This is a genomic window from Allocoprococcus comes, from assembly GCF_013300725.1.
In the GTDB taxonomy this organism is placed as follows: Bacteria; Bacillota; Clostridia; order Lachnospirales; family Lachnospiraceae; genus Allocoprococcus; species Allocoprococcus comes_A.
Genome location: NZ_JAAIMM010000010.1, coordinates 24173 through 44016, shown reverse-complemented (window position 1 = coordinate 44016; position 19844 = coordinate 24173). Strand labels below are relative to the sequence as shown.

Here is a 19844-nt window from a genome sequence, read left to right as displayed (position 1 = left end):
GCAAAAGATTCTATTTCTGTTAATATTCATAGACGCAGTAAAATTGCAGAAGGAGCCAGAAAAGAAACATAGGGTACGGGTGACTTTGCACTATGGAGATGAGATCCAGTCAATTGTGGAAGCCATTGCTGACACAATTGACGGTTTCGGGAGCTCATCGGAATGTCCAGTGCAACGGAACCCGTACCCTATGTTTCTTTTCTGGCGGTGCTTATCATTCTACCCCTGTCTATAATAACTCAGGAAATCAGAAATTTTTCCCACAGCTTCTTTCAGAACTTCAATTCGTGGCAGATATACCACTCGGAAATGGTCCGGCTGCTTCCAGTTAAATCCACTTCCCTGTACGATCAGGATCTTCTTATCCTGCAGCAGATCCAGTGCAAATTTTTCATCATTTACAATATTGAACTTCTTCACATCGATCTTTGGGAACATATAAAATGCAGCCTGCGGTTTGACGGCAGTGATTCCCGGAATGTCAGTCAGTGCCTTGTAAATATATTCGCGCTGTTCGTAAATACGTCCGCCCGGAACAAGATAGTCGTTGACGCTCTGATTGCCCCAGAGAGCAGTCTGAACAACAGACTGTGCCGGAACATTGGAGCAGAGACGCATATTGGAAAGCATCTTGATTCCTTCGATATAATCTTTTGCGATTGCTTTATTTCCGCTGAGAACCATCCAGCCAATACGGAATCCGGCAATCATATGGGATTTGGAAAGTCCGCTGAAAGTGACGCAGAACAGATCCGGTGCCAGTGAAGCAATGGAAATATGTTCTTTTCCGTCCATAACAAGGCGGTCATAAATTTCATCTGAGAAAATGATCAGGTGATGTTCCCTTGCGAGATCAACAATCTTCTGCAGAACCTCTTTCGGATAAAGTGCTCCGGTCGGGTTGTTCGGATTGATGATTACAAGAGCTTTAGTACGGTCTGTGATTTTACGGCGCATATCTTCGATGTCCGGATACCAGTCAGACTGTTCATCGCAGATATAATGAACGGCTTTGCCGCCGGCAAGTGTGGCACAGGCGGTCCACAGAGGATAGTCTGGTGAAGGGATCAGGATTTCATCTCCGTTGTCAAGAAGAGCTGACATACACAGGTTAATCAGTTCGCTGACACCATTTCCGGTATAAATGTCATTGATTGTGACATTCGGCAGCTTTTTGATCTGGGAGTACTGCATGATCGCCTTCCGTGCAGAGAAAAGTCCCTGAGAAGGAGAGTATCCTTCGCAGTCGGAAAGCTGCTGGCTCATATCATAGATGACTTCGTCCGGTGTGCGGAAACCAAATGGAGCCGGATTACCGATATTGAGCTTCAGTACGTGGGTACCGCGTTCTTCCATACGTGCCGCTTCATCTACAACCGGTCCACGGACATCGTATAATACATTATCGAGTTTGGATGATTTTTTGAACGAATACATACTGGAATCTCCTGTACTGTTTTTATTGGATTGTTTTGACTCTTTGGTAACAGAGAGCGATTGCTTTTCGCTTTCTGTGTCTGAAACAGGTTTTGCTGAAGAAACCCCGGACGCAGCTGAAGCGGTTCTTCGGGCAGAGCTGGTGTCCTGACTGTCACCAAGAAGCCAATCTGAATCTACCTGAAGTGTATCTGCAAGAAAATGAAGAATGTCATTTCTTGGAATAGTTTTTCCGCTTACGTATTGGCTTACATGGCTTTTTCCTAATTTCACATTGCTCTGTGCGGCTTTATGCACCAGATCAATTTGTTTCATGTTCTGTACTGTCATTGCTTGTTTTAGTCTATCCGAGAAAGTTGTCACTGGAAAATCTCCTTTCAATAAAAAAAGTTCAATTTTAACATAATTAACGATATGGTTCAAAACTTAAAGAGATTATATCACTTTGAAAAGAAATGTTCAATGATAATATTTAATTTGAGTTCAAAAAAGTTCAACCTATCTTGCTCTTATTTTCCGTGCTGCAGGTGTATTTATCTGTATGCTTGGAACGAAACTGAATAAAAAGGAGAGACTGTTCTGCGTGATTGCTTATCTGCCCAAAGCAACGGTGCAGGCAGCAATCGGTTCAGTCCCGATGGCGATGGGACTTTCCTGTGGAAAAATTGTGCTCTCCGTAGCGGTACTGGCGATTCTGATCACCGCACCGCTTGGAGCACTTGGTATGGACGCAAGCTACAAAAAACTGCTTGCCAGAGAGACAAATTAGAAGTAATGATAAGTACTGCGCTTCCGTATGATAAAAGTTCCGGTAACACATAAGGTTAAAAGTTCGGCAATTGCAACTGAACACCAGACTCCGTTGATCCCAAGAATGAGCGGGAGCAGAAGGACTATAGCCATCTGGAAGACCAGCGTTCTGAGGAACGAGATCAGCGCAGAGAGCAGACCGTTGTTCAATGCGGTGAAAAATGCAGAGCCATAAATATTGAACCCATTGATCAGGAAAGCAAAGCTGTACAGGCGGAAGCCATTGCGTGTGAGCTCAAAAAGTCCATGGTCATAGCCGACAAACAATGTGGCAAGTGGTGTTGCGATGAGCTGTGCAATCACAAAGAGGGAAACAGCCCATGTTCCGATCAGCCGGATGCTCTTCAGAAAAAGATTTTTTAATTCATCCTGATTGTTGGCACCGTAGTGATAGCTGACGATCGGGGCACTTCCGATGGCATAGCCAAGAAAAATTGAAACAAAGATAAAGTTGACATACATGATCGTTCCGTAAGCGGCAACTCCGTCTTCGCCTGCAAATTTCATAAGCTGCATATTATAAAGAGCATTTACAATTGAACTGGAAAGGTTTGTCATAAGCTCGGAAGAACCATTGGCGCAGGTTTTTAATAAGATTCTGCCATGGAAATGTGTGTTCCCGAGCTTTAATAAGCTGGAGTTTTTCCGTCCGAAGTAGAATAACGGGAAAAGTCCTCCGATAAATTCTCCGCATACAGTTGCAAAGCCTGCACCTGGAAGCCCGAAGTGCAGCACGGCAACAAATAAAAAGTCGAGTACCATATTTGTCACGCCGGCGATCACGATCACGCGAAGTCCCAGATGTGGCTTTTCAGCAGTTACAAAAAAGCTCTGAAATACGTTCTGGAGCATAAAAGCAGGCAATGAAATACAAAGAATACGTCCATATAAAATACAGTTGTCAAGAAGTGCACCACTTGCACCGAATAAAATGGCAACCGGTTTTACAAGGAACATACTCAGGATTGCGATAATGATTCCTCCGATAGCAGTGATATAGACGAGCATGGAAAAATACTCATTGGCTTTTTCAGTCTTTCCTTCACCAAGCGTCTTTGCAACAATGGCACTACCACCGGTTCCGATCATGAAGCCGAGAGCGCTGATGCCCATCAGGAAGGGCATGATCAGATTCACCGCAGCAAAAGCGTTTTTTCCAACGAAGTTGGAGACAAAAAGTCCGTCAACCACACTGTAAATGGATGTGAAGATCATCATTATAATAGATGGAAAAACAAATTGTAGAAGTTTTTTATAAGTAAAGTGTTCGGATAATTGAATTTTCATAGTTTTATAGATACTCCTCAAGGTTAGAAAGTCTTGAACGTAAGGCCTGATTATATTTGGCATTCAGGCGCAGAAGCTGTTCACATTCTTCGGGACTGAAAGAAGCTAAAGTATCATTTTCGATCTGGATGAGAGGAAGCAGCTTTTCCTGAATCAGCTTCTTGCCGGAAGCTGTAAGATGGATATGCATACTTCGTCCTTTTCCGGGAGAAAGAGTGAGATATCCGTCAGCCTGCAGCTTCCGGATGGATGAATTGATTGTCTGCTTTGGCAGGCAGGAAGCCTTGCAGATATCACGCTGCAGACAGTTATCACCCATATCAAAAAGTGCATAGAAAATCTCAAAAGCGCTGTCAGACAGATGCAGTCTGCGGGCAGCTTCATGGTAAATTTCATTTGCTTCTTTATATAAGCAATTGTATTCTTTTAAATATTTGCTGATCAGTGTAGTAGAATCCATAATTTCCTCCATTTATATAATTATATAGATGAATGAATTTTCGACCATATAAAGTAAGTCCGAAATCATACTTAAAAGAGTATAGTCCGAAATCGGACTTATGTCAAGTGCAGATTTTGCAGATTAAGGAAAAATGAGCTGTGAATAATGCGTAAAAAATGCAGATATGAAATTTTATCCCATAAAAACGAAAAAAGCGTTATAATGATGGCAATAATCAGTAATAAGGTAAATGAAAGGCAGAGGACGGATATGAAAAAAGTAAAAATTATTTCAGACAGTACTTGTGATTTGTCAAAAGAGTTGTTAGAGAAGTATGATATTTCAATTTTGCCATTGCATATCGTACTCGGGGATAAAGAATATACGGATGGAGTAGATATCACGCCGGAGGAAATTTATAAGTGGTCGGATAAAAATAAAACAACACCCAAAACTTCTGCTCCGTCTATGATAGAAGCGGTAGAACTCATGCGGCCATATCTTGAGGAAGGAAGAGAGATTGTATGCTTTTGTATATCGGAAAGTATGTCCAGTTCAGGAAACGTAATGCGTCTTGCAGCAGAAGAACTGGAAGCAGAGAGTAAGGTGACAGTAATTGATTCAAAAAATCTGTCTACCGGAATTGGTCATCTTGTAATAGAGGGAGCGATCCTTGCCGATGAGGGGAAGACAGCAGCAGAGATTACGGTGGAGATTGAGAAATTAAGACCGCAGGTAAGGGCAGGTTTTGTGACAGACACACTGGTTTATCTGGGACGCGGCGGAAGATGCAGTGCGGCTGCGGTTCTGGCAGGGAGTGTTCTGAAACTGCATCCGAAGATCGTGGTGACAGATGGAGTGATGGATGCATCGAAAAAATATCGTGGCAAGATGAAATCAGTGATCATGTCTTATGTAAAAGATATGGAAGAAGGATTGAAAGGAGCAAAACCGGATCGTGTGTTTATCACACATTCGGGTTGTGATCAGCAGATTGTTCAGAGTGTCATAGAATATCTGGAAGGACTGCAGGTATTTGAGGAAATCCTTGTGACACGGGCAGGATGTGTGGTATCCAGTCACTGTGGACCGGGAACGCTTGGCGTTTTATATATAGAGAAGTAAAATTATACTACAGGTTCAATGACAGACGGATTGAAAAATTTTATAATAGATGAAAGCAAAAGCCGTGGCGTAAGCTGCGGCTTGATTTGACAAAACAGATATAAGAAGAAAAGGGGGTAAAGCGATGATTTATATAACTGGTGACTGCCACAGGAATTATGAGCGGTTTAATACCAGATGTTTTCCAGAACAGAAAGAGATGACGAAGGATGATTATGTAATCGTTTGTGGTGACTTCGGAGGCGTATGGATGAAAGACGAACCGGACAGGGAAGAAATGATGCTTATGGACTGGCTGGACTGCAAACCTTTTACAACACTGTTTGTGGATGGAAATCATGAGAATTTTGACCGATTGTATGCATATCCGGTGGAAGAATGGAAGGGCGGTAAGGTTCACAGGATTCGTCCGTCTGTGCTTCACCTTATGAGGGGACAGGTTTTTAATATAGATGGAAAAAGGATTTTTTCGTTTGGAGGAGCAAGAAGCCATGATATTGATGATGGAATTCTCGAACTGGATGATCCGTTTTACAAAGTAAAGAAAAGGCAGTTTGACAGAGAGTGGAAATTATACCGTGTCAATCACCTGAACTGGTGGAAAGAAGAGATGCCGTCAGAAGAGGAGATGAAAGAAGGCCGAAGAAATCTGCTGGAGTATGATAATACAGTAGATTTTATTGTTTCACACTGTTGTGCATCCAGTACGCTTGCCTTGTTCAGTGGCGGACTGTTTAAACCGGACCAGTTATCTGCCTACTTTGAAGAAATACGACAGAATGTACATTTTAAGAAATGGTTTTTCGGACATTATCATGACAACCGTAATGTTACAGCAGAGGAAATCATGATCTATGAACAGATCATTCAGATTGCATAACAAGCGGATTCACAGTGGTAAAGTTTTAAAATTATCAAGGCATGTTTTATACTACAGGTATAATGACATTTTTATCCAGATATGGTATATTATATTCCAGAAAGAAAAATCGGAGTCAGATGAAGAGAATCAGACGACCGGGGAAGGAAAAGACATGACAACAATGAATCGTATATTGGATTTAACTATAAAATTGACAGCATCAGCACTTTTCATATCAAAAGTTGAAGAGAGCTTTAATTGTGTACGTTTATTTAAGGGAAAGCCAATACGAGAGAATTGTGTGATTGAAATTGCCGGCGAAACTTATACCTAGTATAGAAAAGCAGGCATGATAGATCAACATGTTTTTTAGCATACCGCTTACCTTGAATCAGACAGGTAAGCGGTATTTTTAATTTCACAGGGAATTCCGAAGGAACTTCCTATGAAATTAAAGGCACTACGTGCCGGAGATGCGCACTCGCACGAAGATGAAGAATGTCGCAAGCGGTCTACGCTCCGCTTCGGTCGTTGCTTAACGAGCGTCACTGGCGCTCAGCAACGCGCTCGGCGCGAGAATGTGCCAAGGCACATTCTTTTTATTTACAAGGATACCCAAGTGGTGATGGGACCGTTCTTATAAAGCGGCAGCCGGAGGTTCGATTCCTCCTCCTTGTATTTCCCACAAAGTAGAAAAGTAATGAGAGTAAGAAAGATTATGATGAAGTAGAACAGGAGGAAAAAGACTATGAGACTAACGATTGATATGGTGGCTACAGGAAAGAACATTACAAGACTGAGAAAGGAGTCAGGATTGTCTGTAAGAGATCTTGCTGAAATTTTTGGCTTTACCACACCGCAGGCAGTGTACAAGTGGCAGCATGGAACAGCCATTCCGACAATTGACAATCTGGTTGTACTGGCGGCAGTATTTGGAGTTACAATGGATGAGATTGTTGTGACCAGTCAGGATGATATCCCCCTAAGTGCATAAGTGGAACGAATAAAAGAAAACTGATTTTAAAGATATGACATTTATGATATCTTCAAAATCAGTTTTTTTATGCATTATTTATTCAATAATTTGAATTTCATATACACCGGATCATGATCCGAGTAGCTATATCCGGTATTTATATTTTCATATTCTGTGCATTCAATATTATCGGAAGTAATAAATCCGTCCAGCGTTACCGTGTAGGTCACACCAGGTACATATTCCATATCTGCATTCCGTGCACTGTCCCAGAGAGCATCCTTTTCACTGGCAGAAAGATTGTCCAGGCAGAATGAAAAGTGTTCCGGAAGTTCTTCACGTGGGAATGGATAAGCCCAGGACTCACAATTTTCTGCATCTTTTTCGGATGCCTTCAGGTCATGGTTGAAATCACCACCGCAAAGTACATAATTACCGGCTTCGTATTCCTTTTCCATATCGGCACTCAGCATACGGATCTGTCCTTCGCGAATCGCATCACTGTTGCCGTAAGCAGACATGTGCAGCAGGAAGATAACCAGCTCCTTTCCGTTATCTACAGGGACTCTGGAAATGCTGTAACAGCGGTCAAGGTCAAAGAACTTGCTGAAGCTTGTCGATATCGGAAAGCTTCTTCTCAGAGAATCCGTAACCGGATATTTGGAGAAAAGAGCAAGTCCGGAACGGCTGCGGCCATGCGGTTGTGTGAATGGATAAAAAAGGAATGCGGAATCGTAATTCTGTGCAAATACCGTATTGTAACTTGGAATCGTATCCTTTAAAATCGAATATTCATCTACATGGTAGCTTCTTGTAGAGTTCAGATCAACTTCCTGGATCAGTGCGAAATCCGGATCTTTGGAAGCAACCAGTTCTCCGGCACCCTGAATATCAGATTCGACACTCTCCTTACTTTTTGCCCAGGAAGATTTCCCACCGTCCATAAAGAAGCTGAAGTCCGGCGTGTAGGCTCCGAAACCAACATTGTAGGTCAGAGCGGAATATTCTTTCTCGGTTGTCAGTGTGTCAGCTGCGGCTGTTCCACCGGAAGTTTTCTCGATCTTCAAAGCCTGATTATCCGGAATGCGGTGATAGCTTGCAAAGAGATAGATCAGATATGCAATCAGCGCAACCAGAATGATAAGCAGGAAGATTCCGAGAACTTTTAATATCTTTTTTATGTTCTTTTTCATAATATCCCCTTTTCATTTGTTAAGTTACAGATAAATCTATGTAAAATCTAAGTTTACTATAGCATGTCTAAAAGATTATTTCTATAGGATTGAGAAAAGAAAACAGGCATGGTAACCTATAGAATAAAGCGAAAAATCTAATTGAAGTTCTTCTTACATCTCGTTATAATAGGAAATGGAGAAATGAAATCACAATAATATTGGGGAAATAATATGTGATTAGATCCAAGTATTTATTTAATGATTGGGAGGTTTACCATGAACGAAAAAAATTACAGCAAAGTACCAGTATTTGAGAATGGACTTGCACAGCCGGTATTTCCACTTACAGATGGAAAGACAGGAGAAAAGTATGATCCGGCAACATCCAGTATCGTAAGATATTGTGTTTATGTGGAAACAGATTACGATGTGGACGGAGATGGAAAAAGAGATCTTGTGAAAGCTGTTGTCCAGGTACCAAGAAGTGCAGTAGAGGGGAATTATAAGGCTGCAACTTTATATGAGGCACGTCCATATGCGGCGGGAGTCCAGCAAGATGGATATCCGCATATGAAAGAAGTGGCAGAAAAAGAATATCATCCGGTTAATTTTGCAGATCTTGACAAAAAAGTGGATGCGCATGTTCCGCAGGGATGCATCAGTGCAATGGATCTTTCTTTAAAAGCAGATCCGGCAGACTGGTATTATCCGGATAAAGGAAATAATAACGTTATGGTCTTTGAAAATATCGACACCTTTGATTATTATCTTGTACGTGGATTTGCAGTTGTTTTAAGTGCAGGATTTGGTTCAAAAGGATCTGACGGATTCAACTATGTTGGTTCAGACTATGAAAGAGACGCTTTCAAAGCAATTGTAGAATGGCTGCATGGAGACCGCATCGGATATGCAGACCGCGAAGGAACGGTTGAGACAAAGGCAGACTGGTCCAACGGAAAAGTTGCCATGACAGGAAGATCTTACGCCGGAACCATGCCGTTTGCAGTGGCAACAACAGGAGTAGAAGGACTGGAGACAATCGTACCGATCGCAGGAATCGCGGACTGGTACAGCCAGCAGAACATGCAGGGCGCACAGCGGTACTGGCCGAAAGAAATGCTGAACAGCTTCCTTGCTTATTTTTGTTCCAGCCGTTACAATGATGAGACATTAACCGAGAAGCAGCGGGATGATATGGGAGCATTCCATCATGAGATGAGCCTTCAGCAGATCAAGGGTGGATTTGACTATAATCCGGAATTCTGGGGTATGGGAAATTATCGCCTTCATGCAGACCGGATCAAATGCAGTGCGCTTATCGTACAGGGACTGAATGACGAGAACGTGTCTACCAAGCAGTATGAGATGATGTACAAATCTTTCCAGAAGGCAGGAAAGAATGTAAAAGCAATCCTTCATCAGGGTGCACATATCACACCAACTATGCCGAAACGATATGGAATCCTTGTGGATGGTAAATTCTATGATGATATTATCAATGAATGGATTTCTCATTATTTATACGGAGTTGAAAATGGTGCAGAGAACAGACCGGCAATCCTGGTGCAGATGAACTATGACCAGAGAAAATGGGAGACAGCAGATTCCTGGGAGACAGCATATAAGATGAATCTTACATGCGAAGAACAGGGAACAACTGTAATCGATACAGACTGGGAAGCAGCGGGTGTCAGTGCAGAGAACTTCGATGATGTGATGGGTGTGAGATCAAGTAATATGGCACAGCGTTATGTGACGGATCCGTTTAAAGAGGCAGTGACGTTACAGGGAACAACCTGTGTAAGATTAAGAGCAGCGTTAAAAGATGGAGATGCAGAAGCAGATTTCAATCCGGTAAACAGTAATGATGCAGATACTCTGACGATGAAGCTTGGAATGCATGAAATGTCAGGACGTATGGATGATGTGAAGCTTACTCTTCTTCTTTGTGACGTATGCGATGAAGAATTTGACAGCATTCAGTCTGTAGATCCGCAGAGAAATACAATTCCGGTCAATGTGGTAAAAGAAGGCGGAATTATCAGCGGAGGAGAGGTCCCGGCATGGAATGAAGCGGAGTTTGCTACTGTACATAAGAAATACCGTGTGATCACACGGGCATTTGCAGATCTGTGCAATCCGGAAGCAGGATATGAACCGGAGACAGCGCAGAACAGTATCGAACTGAAAAATGGTGAATACCATGATTACCATATTTATCTGAATGCGACAAGATATACGGTAGAGCCTGGACATAGTCTGGCACTGGTCATCACGACAGAAGATCCGATCAACTGTCTGATCCACAAGACCTATTCTGTGGAAATCGAGAACGCATCAGTGAAAGCGGAAGTTCCGATGACTGCAGCGGTAGAAGATCGTGTGATGACGAGAAAATAAATTACATAAAAAGATAGTTATATAAGTATTTCATGAAGGATTACCAATTCCTGGAAACAGGTTTTGGTGATCCTTTTTTTACAGTAATGCAGATGTTATCCTATGCTTCGGAAAAATTTTTTAAGATATATCGGGATAATTCTTTTTATTTTTTGGTAAATATTGTAAAATAATTAGAAATGGAAATAGCAGGAAACTGCGTAGTAGAAGTCTGGAGAAAAAGACATGAACGCGGAAGAACGAATGACAAAAGGACAATTAGAAGAAGAAATCCGACATTTTCGGAAGATCTTTCAGGAGATCCGTCTTTTTCCAATTGGAAATATATCCGATATCGATGAAGAATGGAGAAAAATCAACGAGGGGCAGAGATGCTATCATTACTGGAAACGGGAAACACCCTGTGATAACTGTGTAGTGATGCGTGCAGCGACCACGAAAGAAGAAAAAGGAAAGCTGGAGATTGTAAATGGCAGGATTTATCAGGTGATCGCACGTTATATAGAAGTGGATGAGAAGCCATATGTGCTTGAGCTGATCCGTTGCCTGGATAGTGACTGGTCGATTGGAGAGATCAATCATGAGCGTTTGATAGATATATTTGTACATTACAATGACAGGTTATACAGAGATGCAGTGACAGATGCATACAACCGGCGGTATTACGAGGATGAGATGAAGAACAAGAAGAAAAATGCCGGGGTTGCACTGATCGATCTGGATGATTTTAAACTGCATAATGATATCTATGGACATCAGGCAGGGGACATGGCGCTCTATACTGTTGTAGATATTATTCTGAAAAATATCCGTAAGACGGATAAACTGATCCGTTTTGGCGGGGATGAATTCCTTCTTGTGATGCCGGAAGTTACGGAAGAAATTTTTAGCCAGAAACTGCAATTGATACAGGAGCGTATCTATAATGCAAATGTTCCGGGATACCCGAATTTGCGGCTTTCGATCAGTGCAGGTGGTGTGCTGACGGAAGGAAACTGTATTGAGGAAGCCGTGAACAGAGCGGACAAGCTGATGTATCAGGCGAAGGCTACGAAGAATAAAGTGGTTACACAGAAAGATAAAAGAGAGCAGTACGAGAAGCAGATCCAGATTAAACAGCGGATCCTGGTTGTCGATGATTCGGAGATGAACCGTGCGATTCTCTGTGAGATGCTGAAAGATGATTTTGAGATCATTGAAGCGACGAACGGACAGGAATGCGTTTCGCTGATAGAACAATACGGGAAAGAGATATCACTGGTACTGCTCGACATCGTGATGCCGGTTATGGACGGCTTTGAAATTCTGATGTATATGAACCGGAATCACTGGATTGAAGATGTGCCGGTAATTATGATATCCAGCGAGGAATCTGAGAACTATATCCGGAAAGCGTTCAAGTTTGGAGTATCCGATTATATCAGCAGACCTTTTGACAGCAAGGTTGTATACCAGCGTGTATTTAATACGATCAAGCTGTATGCAAAACAGAGAAGGCTGATTTCCATGGTATCCGATCAGATGCATGAAAAGGAAAAGAACAATCAGATGATGGTGGAAGTCCTGAGTCAGATTATGGAATTTCGTAATGGAGAGAGCGGCCTTCATGTTGTCCACATCAATACATTGACGAGACTTCTTCTGGAAAGACTTGTTGAGAATACGGATGCATATAATCTGACGCCGGATGACTGCTATCTGATTTCGACAGCATCCGCGTTTCATGATATCGGTAAGGTTGGAATTGACGAGTCGATTCTGAATAAGCCTGGAAAGCTGACTGAAGAAGAATTTGAGACTATGAAAGAGCATACGCTGATTGGTGCTTCTATGCTGGATAAGCTGGAGCATTATAAGGATGAGAAGATGATCAAGATCGCGTACCAGATCTGCAGATGGCATCATGAGCGTTATGATGGTAAAGGTTATCCGGATGGTCTGACCGGAGAACAGATTCCAATTGCGGCACAGGTCGTATCTGTGGCAGATGTTTATGATGCGCTGGTGAGCAAGCGTGTATATAAAGATGCGTATTCGCATGAGCAGGCAATGAAGATGATCCTGAACGGAGAGTGCGGAGCGTTCAATCCGCTTTTGATGGAAGTACTTGTGGAAATCCAGGATAAAATAAAAAAAGAAATGCATTACGAAGTATAAAAAAGAAGAAATGTTCGGCAGAAACGTCCGCTATGAAAAATCAGTTGTATTTCCCTGACGAATTGTGTATAATAAATGAAATATTCATTTTATATACCAAAAATAAGAAAATGAAAGATCAATGAAAAAATCTTTCAAATCTGGAGGACGATAAGGGATGTTATCTACAATTGAGTCGGTGAATAATGTGGTCAATAATTTTATCTGGGGTGTGCCGGCAATGTTCTGTATCATTGGGGTAGGGCTTCTGCTCAGTGTCAGAACCGGATTTATCCAGATCAGAAAATTTCCATACGCTATGAAGGTGACGATCGGACGCATGCTTCGGAAAAAGGATGCATCAGATGGTGCGATGACGCCATTTCAGGCAGTCTGTACGGCACTCGCGGCAACGGTCGGAACCGGAAATATTGCAGGAGTTGCAGGAGCAATCGCAATCGGAGGACCGGGGGCAGTCTTCTGGATGTGGATATCTGCACTTCTTGGAATGTGTACTAAATTTTCAGAAGTAACACTTGCCGTACATTTCCGTGAAAAGAATGCAGAAGGGGATCTGGTCGGCGGACCAATGTATTATATTAAGAATGGTCTGAATAAAAACTGGCACTGGCTTGCATATTTGTTTGCAGCATTCGGTGTGCTGACGGTATTCGGGACTGGAAATGCGACACAGGTCAATACGATTACGACAGCAATTGATTCCGCATTATTCAATTACGGGGTGATCAGAACCGATGCAGCAAAGACGGTCAATCTTGTGATCGGAATTGTGCTTGCGGTGTTGATCGCACTGATCCTTCTCGGTGGAATCAAGAGAATCGGACAGGTAACGGAAAAGTTGGTACCGTTTATGGCGGTAATCTATATTCTGCTTGCAGTTGGTGTAGTTCTGCTGAACTTTAAGAATATTCCACATGTGTTTGTTTCCATTTTTGAAGGGGCATTTACACCGGCATCGGTTACTGGTGGAGCTGTAGGAAGTTTCTTTATGAGTATGAAAAAGGGAGTATCCAGAGGAATTTTCTCCAACGAGGCAGGGCTTGGTACCGGATCGATCGCACATGCATGTGCAGATACAAAAAAACCGGTGAAACAGGGATTCTTTGGAATCTTTGAAGTATTTGTAGATACGATCGTAATCTGTACTCTGACGGCACTAGTGATCCTGTGCAGTGGAGTCCCGGTTGGATACGGTGAGGCAGCAGGTGCGGAACTTACGATTCTTGGATTTACTTCTACATATGGGAACTGGGTATCGATCTTTACCGCGGTTGCGATGTGCTGTTTTGCATTTTCAACTATTATCGGGTGGGGGCTTTACGGAACCAGATGTATTGAATTTTTATTTGGAACAAAGGTCAACAAACCGTTTATGGTGCTGTATTCACTGGTTGCGATCGTTGGAGCAACGATGGATCTTGGGCTGATGTGGAATATTGCAGAGACATTTAACGGACTGATGGCAATCCCGAACTTGATTGCAGTATTCCTGTTGTCAGGAGTTGTGGTAAAACTTGTGAAAGAATATTTTGCCGGGGAAGGAAAAAACGCATAGACGAAAAGAAATACCTGACAGAAAGTGAGACGGCTTTCTGTCAGGTATTTTTTAATTTCCAAAATCAACGCCATACATTTTAAAATGTGTCTCAATACGCTGTTTGGCTTCCCAAAGAATCTGGACAGCTTCTTTTTCTTTAGACTCGGAAATACGGAAGGTTGGGATGGATATACTTAGAGCAGCGATTGGTGCATTATTGTAATCAAGCGAAACGGCGATACAATTTACCATTAAATTTGTTTCTTCACGTTCCACGGCATATCCCCGTTGACGGGTAAGTTCTAGCTCTTTAAGTAGATCATTTATGGTAGCGATTGTGTGTGGTGTATATGCAGTGAGAACTTCCGGAAACAGGCTACGAATTTCTTCTTCGGATTTATAAGCGAGAAGTGCTCGTCCCAAACCAGTACAGTACAAAGGAAGCTGCTTTCCTACGGAAGACATCAGGCGGATTGGCTGAGGTGAATCCTTTTTTGCAATATAAAGTACCATGTTTCGAGATTGGATACCAAGTTGGCATGTTTCGTTACTTAATGCAGTAATATTATTCATCTCCTGTTGAATGAATTGCAAAGAAGCCTTGCGGTTATTATAGGCTACACCAACAGAATATGTAGCAACTCCGATATGATAGCGAAGCGTATCCTTTTGCATATAAATAAAATTCCGGGCAGTCATCGTATGAACAAGCGGCATAATGCTACTTTTTGGGGCATTCAGTGCTTTGGCAAGTTCGGTAAGAGTCATTCCTTCCTCAGAGTTGGAAAGAAGCTCCAGTATATCAAGCACCCGTTCAGTAGGGCGGTGTTCAGTTGTTGCCATTGATTTAAATCTCCTTTATTAACATTGAAATAATCTAAATTTCAATCAAGTATACAAAAATTATATCAGATATTTGTATGGAATTCCAGAGTTGTTTGACGTATATGTAGAAAATTATATAGAATAATTGTGCAAAATGATAAAAATAATGAATTAATTTAATGATATATTGACAATAAAATACATAAGTGCTATTTTAAAAATATGAAGTATGTAAATACATACGGAGTGCGTATATACGAACGAGTGAAAAGTAAAAGGTAAAGAGGAGGCAAAAAAACTATGATTATGAACTTTTTGAAGAAAGTGCCGGCTGGAATGATGATCGTTCCGCTTTTGATTGGGGCAATTTTAAATACGTTTTGTTCGTCGGTACTTCAGGTAGGTTCACTTACAACAGCAACTTTTTCGAATGCAGGTGCGGCAACAGCGATGGGAATTCAGCTGGTATGTCTCGGAACAACGCTGAGATTTAATGAAATCGGAAGTGTATTCAAACGTGGTGGGGTTCTTCTGATTTCCAAATTTGTGGCTGGAGCAGTAATTGGTATTGTAGTTGGTAAAGTGTTCGGTACAAATGGATTTCTTGGATTATCTGCATTAGCAGTTATCTGTGCGGTAACAAACAGCAATGGTTCCGTATATCTTTCCCTGATGCAGTCTTATGGTGATGAAGTAGATTGTGGTGCAATGGCATTACTCTCATTGAATGATGGTCCATTTTTTACACTGGTCGCAATGGGAGCTTCAGGACTTGCAAATATTCCGATTCTTTCAATCCTTGCGGCAATTACACCGATCATTGTTGGTATGATCCTTGGAAATCTTGATAAATCATTTTCTGATTTCCTTGCACCGGCAGGACCGATTTTAATTCCTTTTGTAGGACTTACACTTGGAGCAGGAATTGATCTTTCCGCAGTTATAAAGGGAGGACCGTCAGGAGTTCTGCTTGGATTTATGACTACTTTTATTGGTGGAGCATTTATTGTATTATGTGATCGGAAGATTTCAAAACGACCGGGTTATGCCGGATGGGCAGTAGCGACAACAGCAGGTAATGCGGTTGCAGTTCCGGCAGTTGTAGGACTTGCAGATAAGAGTCTGGAAGCATATGTACCACAGGCAACAGCACAGGTTGCAGCATCCGTAGTTATCACAGCAATTCTTGTTCCGATCGTCACAAACTGGTGGGCACATAAATATGGCTGCCCGAAATTCCCTCTGGAAGAGAAGAAAACAGAAGCGGCGAAGTAACAAGATATATTGTAACATATTAATTTAAAGATACCAGGGTCAAAATATCTTTTGCCCACAACATCATTTAAACATGAAAATAGGAGATGAGTAAAATGGCAGTAACAGTTAACGCAGCAATTATTGATGAAAAAGATACCGTCGTTGTAGCAATTGAAAAGATTAATGCAGGAGATGAAATAATCTGGAGAGACAGAAACGGAGATGTACAGAAGATTACAGCAGCTACAGATGTACCAATGTACCATAAAGTAGCAATCAAGGAAATGCTAAAAGGAACGGAAGTAGTAAAATATGGAGAACACATTGGTCTTGCAGCATGTGACATCCATGTTGGCGAACATGTACATGTACATAATGTCCAGAATCACAGAGAAAATCTTTAAATACGGAATATAAGAAGACAGGAGGAATTTTAAAATGGAAAAAATGACTTTTTGGGGATATAGAAGACCAGATGGAAGAGTTGGAATCAGAAATAAAATTTTAATTTTACCGGCAAGTGTCTGTGCATCAGATACAACAAGAATTATCGCATCCCAGGTAGAATCTGCAGTTACATTCAATAACCAGAATGGATGTTCCCAGGTTCCGTCAGATCAGCAGTTCACGATGGATGTAATGGCAGGATATGCAGCAAACCCGAACGTATATGGAACGGTCGTTGTATCACTTGGATGTGAAAACTGTCAGATGGATCTTGTGTTAGATGCAATTAAAGAGAGAACGAATAAACCAATCCGCCATTTCATTATCCAGGAAAACGGAGGAACGATTTCTACAGTAGAAAAAGCTGTCCGTGCAGCAAAAGAGATGGCACAGGAAGCTTCTCTTCTGCAGAAAGAAGAATTTGATTTTTCTGAACTGATTATTGGAACTGAATGTGGAGGTTCGGATCCGACTTCAGGACTTGCAGCAAATGTCCTGATCGGAGAGATGAGTGACCGTATGGTAGAACTTGGAGGTACTTCGATTCTTTCTGAGACAACAGAATTTATTGGCGCAGAACATATTCTGGCACGACGTGGAAAGACAAAAGAAATCAGTGACAGAATTTACCAGATCGTTCATGACTATGAGCATGCGATTAAGTTGGTAGGACATGATATCCGTGAAGGAAATCCTTCTCCTGGAAACAAAGAAGGAGGACTTACAACATTGGAAGAAAAATCATTGGGATGTATCCATAAAGGTGGTCATTCAGAAGTAACAGCAGTATATGATTATGCAAAACAGGTAGAACCAAAACAGGGACTTGTTATTATGGATACTCCGGGAAATGACCCATCATCAGTAGCGGCAATGGTAGCCGGTGGATGTCAGATTGTCGTATTTTCTACCGGACGTGGTACACCGACAGGAAATCCGCTTGCACCGGTAATTAAGATCACCGGTAATAAAGTTACTTTTGCAAATATGTCCGATAATATTGATATTGATGCAAGCCCGTATATTTACGGAACCAAGACGATGACAGAACTTGGTGATGAGCTGATGAAAGAAATCAAGGAAGTTGCGGATGGCAAGCTGACAAAAGCAGAAGCTCTTGGATATACAGAAATGGCAATTGCGAGAGTTTGTAACTATATGTAAAAAATGGGGTGAAAGAATTGCGCTATACCAGAGTAAAAGATAAAAATGGAGAAATTCATCTGGCAGCTTTCGAAAAGGAAGAAACCGTGTTTTTTCTGGATGAATTATTCCCGGAATTAAAAGGGAAAACGTTGATAGATTTTGTTCATATGGTAAATGGTGATCCGCAAAAAGCAGCACAGATGATCTGTGCTGCAGATGGATCGGTACATAGAATGGAAGAGCAGGAGATGTTGACACCGATTGAACATACGGTTCATGATATTCTCTGTGTCGGAGTCAATTACACAGATCATCTGGAAGAGACAAAAGAACATCTGGCAGGAGCTGTGTCGGATGAAGTATCCGGTACCGTGTATTTTGCAAAAAGAACAAACCGCATTCTTGGGGCAAATGAAGAGATCCAGGGACGGTTTGATATCGATGAAAAAGTGGATTATGAAACAGAATTAGCGGTTATCATAGGAAAAGAAGGAAAAGGAATCACGGAAGAAAAAGCAGAAGAATATGTATTTGGATATTCCGTATTTAATGATCTTTCTTCAAGAGATCTTCAGACCAGACATGGACAGTGGCTAATGGGAAAAAGTCTGGATAATTATACGATCATGGGACCTGTGATCGTAGACCGTACAGAGCTTCCGATGCCGTTAGAACTGGATATTAAGAGTTATGTGAATGGTGAACTCAGGCAGAATTCAAATACCAAATATCTGATTAAAAAAGTTCCAGGGCTGATTGCTGAATTATCCCAGGGAATTACTCTGGAGGTCGGTGACATTATTGCAACCGGTACACCAGCAGGTGTTGGAATGGGATTTACGCCACCAAGGTTCCTGAAGAAAGGTGATAAAGTTACATGTGAGATAGACCGGATTGGTCAGCTGACGAATTATATTGTCTGATTTTTACAAGAAAGTGAATTAAGATAAAGATAGGAAGAGAGGTAGAAAAATATGTGTAAAATCGTTACACCAGTTGTTACAGTTTTTGATGAAAATGAAAAACCGGATTATGAAGGGAATAAAAAGGTAATTGATTTCCTGATTGAAGGAGGCGTTGATGGAATTCTTGTGTTGGGATCGTCCGGTGAATTTACAGGACTTACGAAACAGGAGAAACATGATTTCTTCAAATTCTATGCAGATTATACTGCAGGGCGCACAAAGCTTTATGCTGGAACCGGAAGCCTTAATTTTGAAGATACTGTGGCGTTGTCAAATGAAGTGAATGAAATGGGCTATGAAGGAGCAATGGTTATCGGACCATGTTATTATGCACTGGATCAGGAAAAGATTTTTGTATATTATGATACGCTTGCAAAGGCGGTAAAAGGAAATCTTTATATTTATAATTTCCCGGCAAGAAGTGGACATTCTATTGCACCGGAAACTTTGAAAAAATTGGTAGAAAATAATGCTAATATTAAAGGATTAAAGGATTCTGTATCAGAGCCAAATCATACAAATGAACTGATGCTGGCAGTAGAAGGACATGAGTTTGAGATGTTCTCAGGATTTGATGATCAGTTCCTTTATAATTTTACATCCGGAGGCGTAGGATGTATCGGGGCACTTTCTAATATCGTTCCTGAAATTTGGAGTGATCTTGTAAAATCAACGAAAGAAAAAGACTTTGACCGGGTTATGAAGTTATCAGCACTGACACATGAACTGATGCCACTCTATGACATGGATTCAAATTTCTCGCTCTTGTTCAAAAAACTAATGCAACATAGAGGAGTAGAAGTTTCGGAACGCGCAATTTTCCCATACAATCAGATGGATGAAGAAGTGTATAAAAAAGCAGAAAGCTTGATGGATAAGGTGATTGAGGAGTATCAGAACCTGAAATAAGAAGAAACAAACAAAGCAGACATTCTGAAATGGAGAATCATCCGCTCCGGTATCAGCCGGGGCCTGGGAGATTCTCCATTTTTATTT

The 19844-nt window shown here is 41.5% G+C and carries 17 protein-coding genes, 1 tRNA gene and 1 pseudogene; 14 read left to right on the top strand and 5 right to left on the bottom strand.

Features of this window, described 5'->3' with window-relative positions:
* Positions 1-219: 219 nt before the first annotated feature.
* Positions 220-1752, bottom strand: coding sequence for an aminotransferase class I/II-fold pyridoxal phosphate-dependent enzyme (locus G4407_RS07175; RefSeq protein WP_274597650.1), 1533 nt, complete (start codon positions 1750-1752; stop codon positions 220-222).
* A 193-nt stretch (positions 1753-1945) separates the two neighbouring features.
* On the opposite strand from G4407_RS07175, the pseudogene G4407_RS07170 reads away from it, so the two are divergent.
* Positions 1946-2206 (top strand): annotated as a pseudogene (locus G4407_RS07170) (cation:proton antiporter); the annotation flags it as partial.
* Here the strand turns inward: G4407_RS07170 and G4407_RS07165 are convergent.
* Both G4407_RS07165 and G4407_RS07160 read right to left on the bottom strand, forming a co-directional pair.
* Positions 2203-3534 (bottom strand): MATE family efflux transporter, encoded by a 1332-nt coding sequence (locus G4407_RS07165; protein WP_173688292.1) that lies wholly within the window; start codon positions 3532-3534, stop codon positions 2203-2205. The pseudogene G4407_RS07170 and the gene G4407_RS07165 overlap by 4 nt on opposite strands.
* A 4-nt stretch (positions 3535-3538) precedes the next feature.
* Positions 3539-3994 (bottom strand): MarR family winged helix-turn-helix transcriptional regulator, encoded by a 456-nt coding sequence (locus G4407_RS07160; protein WP_173688291.1) that lies wholly within the window; start codon positions 3992-3994, stop codon positions 3539-3541.
* 252 nt (positions 3995-4246) lie between these two features.
* On the opposite strand from G4407_RS07160, the gene G4407_RS07155 reads away from it, so the two are divergent.
* The 5 genes from G4407_RS07155 (at position 4247) to G4407_RS07135 (ending at position 6957) form a co-directional block, all read left to right on the top strand.
* Complete coding sequence (locus G4407_RS07155) at positions 4247-5101, top strand: DegV family protein (protein ID WP_173688290.1); 855 nt, start codon at positions 4247-4249, stop codon at positions 5099-5101.
* Positions 5102-5225: 124 nt separating this feature from the next.
* Positions 5226-5981, top strand: a complete 756-nt coding sequence (locus G4407_RS07150; protein ID WP_173688289.1) for a metallophosphoesterase family protein — start codon at positions 5226-5228, stop codon at positions 5979-5981.
* A 154-nt stretch (positions 5982-6135) separates the two neighbouring features.
* Entirely contained in the window at positions 6136-6297 is a 162-nt protein-coding gene (locus tag G4407_RS07145; RefSeq protein WP_173688288.1) for a hypothetical protein, read from the top strand.
* 271 nt (positions 6298-6568) lie between these two features.
* Positions 6569-6641 (top strand) — tRNA-Ile (locus tag G4407_RS07140).
* A gap of 70 nt (positions 6642-6711) precedes the next feature.
* The gene (locus G4407_RS07135; protein ID WP_243259160.1) at positions 6712-6957 is read left to right on the top strand and encodes a helix-turn-helix domain-containing protein; all 246 of its coding nucleotides are present in this window, start codon (positions 6712-6714) and stop codon (positions 6955-6957) included.
* 74 nt (positions 6958-7031) lie between these two features.
* Here G4407_RS07135 and G4407_RS07130 read toward each other — a convergent pair whose 3' ends face one another.
* Positions 7032-8132 (bottom strand): endonuclease/exonuclease/phosphatase family protein, encoded by a 1101-nt coding sequence (locus G4407_RS07130; protein ID WP_173688287.1) that lies wholly within the window; start codon positions 8130-8132, stop codon positions 7032-7034.
* A gap of 258 nt (positions 8133-8390) precedes the next feature.
* Here G4407_RS07130 and G4407_RS07125 point away from each other — a divergent pair, with 258 nt between their 5' ends.
* The 3 genes from G4407_RS07125 (at position 8391) to G4407_RS07115 (ending at position 14226) form a co-directional block, all read left to right on the top strand.
* Positions 8391-10514 (top strand): CocE/NonD family hydrolase, encoded by a 2124-nt coding sequence (locus tag G4407_RS07125; protein ID WP_173688286.1) that lies wholly within the window; start codon positions 8391-8393, stop codon positions 10512-10514.
* Between the two features lie 225 nt (positions 10515-10739).
* Entirely contained in the window at positions 10740-12671 is a 1932-nt protein-coding gene (locus G4407_RS07120) for a diguanylate cyclase domain-containing protein (protein ID WP_173688285.1), read from the top strand.
* 157 nt (positions 12672-12828) lie between these two features.
* A complete protein-coding gene (locus G4407_RS07115; protein WP_173688284.1) occupies positions 12829-14226 on the top strand; it encodes an alanine/glycine:cation symporter family protein in 1398 nt (465 codons plus the stop codon).
* A 51-nt stretch (positions 14227-14277) separates the two neighbouring features.
* Here G4407_RS07115 and G4407_RS07110 read toward each other — a convergent pair whose 3' ends face one another.
* Positions 14278-15051 (bottom strand): IclR family transcriptional regulator, encoded by a 774-nt coding sequence (locus G4407_RS07110; RefSeq protein WP_173688283.1) that lies wholly within the window; start codon positions 15049-15051, stop codon positions 14278-14280.
* A gap of 282 nt (positions 15052-15333) precedes the next feature.
* Here G4407_RS07110 and G4407_RS07105 point away from each other — a divergent pair, with 282 nt between their 5' ends.
* The 5 genes from G4407_RS07105 to G4407_RS07085 all read left to right on the top strand — a co-directional run bounded on the left by G4407_RS07105 (position 15334) and on the right by G4407_RS07085 (position 19757).
* Positions 15334-16308, top strand: coding sequence for a 2-keto-3-deoxygluconate permease (locus G4407_RS07105; RefSeq protein WP_173688282.1), 975 nt, complete (start codon positions 15334-15336; stop codon positions 16306-16308).
* A gap of 95 nt (positions 16309-16403) precedes the next feature.
* A complete protein-coding gene (locus G4407_RS07100) occupies positions 16404-16694 on the top strand; it encodes a UxaA family hydrolase (protein WP_243259162.1) in 291 nt (96 codons plus the stop codon).
* Between the two features lie 34 nt (positions 16695-16728).
* Positions 16729-17901: a UxaA family hydrolase gene (locus G4407_RS07095; protein WP_330586005.1), complete on the top strand. Its 1173-nt coding sequence runs from the start codon at positions 16729-16731 to the stop codon at positions 17899-17901.
* Between the two features lie 17 nt (positions 17902-17918).
* The gene (locus G4407_RS07090) at positions 17919-18806 is read left to right on the top strand and encodes a fumarylacetoacetate hydrolase family protein (RefSeq protein ID WP_243259163.1); all 888 of its coding nucleotides are present in this window, start codon (positions 17919-17921) and stop codon (positions 18804-18806) included.
* 51 nt (positions 18807-18857) lie between these two features.
* Positions 18858-19757 (top strand): dihydrodipicolinate synthase family protein, encoded by a 900-nt coding sequence (locus G4407_RS07085; RefSeq protein ID WP_173688280.1) that lies wholly within the window; start codon positions 18858-18860, stop codon positions 19755-19757.
* The last annotated feature ends 87 nt before the right edge of the window (positions 19758-19844 follow it).

What these genes read in the sequence shown, in the direction of transcription:
- G4407_RS07155 (WP_173688290.1), top strand. Translation starts at nt 4,247, where the DNA reads ATGAAAAAAGTAAAAATTATTTCAGACAGTACTTGTGATTTGTCAAAA.
- G4407_RS07175 (WP_274597650.1), bottom strand. Translation starts at nt 1,752, where the DNA reads ATGAAACAAATTGATCTGGTGCATAAAGCCGCACAGAGCAATGTGAAA.
- G4407_RS07165 (WP_173688292.1), bottom strand. Translation starts at nt 3,534, where the DNA reads ATGAAAATTCAATTATCCGAACACTTTACTTATAAAAAACTTCTACAA.
- G4407_RS07150 (WP_173688289.1), top strand. Translation starts at nt 5,226, where the DNA reads ATGATTTATATAACTGGTGACTGCCACAGGAATTATGAGCGGTTTAAT.
- G4407_RS07095 (WP_330586005.1), top strand. Translation starts at nt 16,729, where the DNA reads ATGGAAAAAATGACTTTTTGGGGATATAGAAGACCAGATGGAAGAGTT.
- G4407_RS07115 (WP_173688284.1), top strand. Translation starts at nt 12,829, where the DNA reads ATGTTATCTACAATTGAGTCGGTGAATAATGTGGTCAATAATTTTATC.
- G4407_RS07085 (WP_173688280.1), top strand. Translation starts at nt 18,858, where the DNA reads ATGTGTAAAATCGTTACACCAGTTGTTACAGTTTTTGATGAAAATGAA.
- G4407_RS07130 (WP_173688287.1), bottom strand. Translation starts at nt 8,132, where the DNA reads ATGAAAAAGAACATAAAAAAGATATTAAAAGTTCTCGGAATCTTCCTG.
- G4407_RS07135 (WP_243259160.1), top strand. Translation starts at nt 6,712, where the DNA reads ATGAGACTAACGATTGATATGGTGGCTACAGGAAAGAACATTACAAGA.
- G4407_RS07110 (WP_173688283.1), bottom strand. Translation starts at nt 15,051, where the DNA reads ATGGCAACAACTGAACACCGCCCTACTGAACGGGTGCTTGATATACTG.
- G4407_RS07125 (WP_173688286.1), top strand. Translation starts at nt 8,391, where the DNA reads ATGAACGAAAAAAATTACAGCAAAGTACCAGTATTTGAGAATGGACTT.
- G4407_RS07160 (WP_173688291.1), bottom strand. Translation starts at nt 3,994, where the DNA reads ATGGATTCTACTACACTGATCAGCAAATATTTAAAAGAATACAATTGC.
- G4407_RS07105 (WP_173688282.1), top strand. Translation starts at nt 15,334, where the DNA reads ATGATTATGAACTTTTTGAAGAAAGTGCCGGCTGGAATGATGATCGTT.
- G4407_RS07145 (WP_173688288.1), top strand. Translation starts at nt 6,136, where the DNA reads ATGACAACAATGAATCGTATATTGGATTTAACTATAAAATTGACAGCA.
- G4407_RS07120 (WP_173688285.1), top strand. Translation starts at nt 10,740, where the DNA reads ATGAACGCGGAAGAACGAATGACAAAAGGACAATTAGAAGAAGAAATC.
- G4407_RS07100 (WP_243259162.1), top strand. Translation starts at nt 16,404, where the DNA reads ATGGCAGTAACAGTTAACGCAGCAATTATTGATGAAAAAGATACCGTC.